This is a genomic window from Lysinibacillus sp. OL1 (assembly GCF_004332175.1).
In the GTDB taxonomy this organism is placed as follows: Bacteria; Bacillota; Bacilli; order Bacillales_A; family Planococcaceae; genus Lysinibacillus; species Lysinibacillus capsici.
In genome coordinates this window covers 1-229 of the sequence record NZ_SJDS01000175.1, presented here as the reverse complement: position 1 = coordinate 229, position 229 = coordinate 1, and the positions used below count along the sequence as shown (strand labels likewise).

1 protein-coding gene is annotated in these 229 nt (G+C 62.4%); it reads right to left on the bottom strand.

What is annotated here, in order from left to right; genetic code table 11:
* Positions 1-229 (bottom strand): DUF488 domain-containing protein (locus tag EW028_RS25010; RefSeq protein ID WP_131522801.1); only part of this gene is annotated, 229 nt, incomplete at both ends.

Below are 229 nucleotides of genomic sequence, written 5' to 3'. Positions count from 1 at the left end.
ATCGCTGTTGTGGCCTCGCTCGACGAGCAGGTCGATCGCTTCGGCGAACTCGTCTGTCTGCATGTAGTCCGCGTAACCCTGGAACGAGGCGTTTCGCCACGCACCGTTGATGCTGTCCTTGCGTACAGGACCCAAACCGCCCAATGCCGTCATACGGCGGTACGTGATCTTGCGCGCACGCACGCTCGCCGCCAAAGCAGCCTCACCGAACTGCGGATTGTGCCGGGAC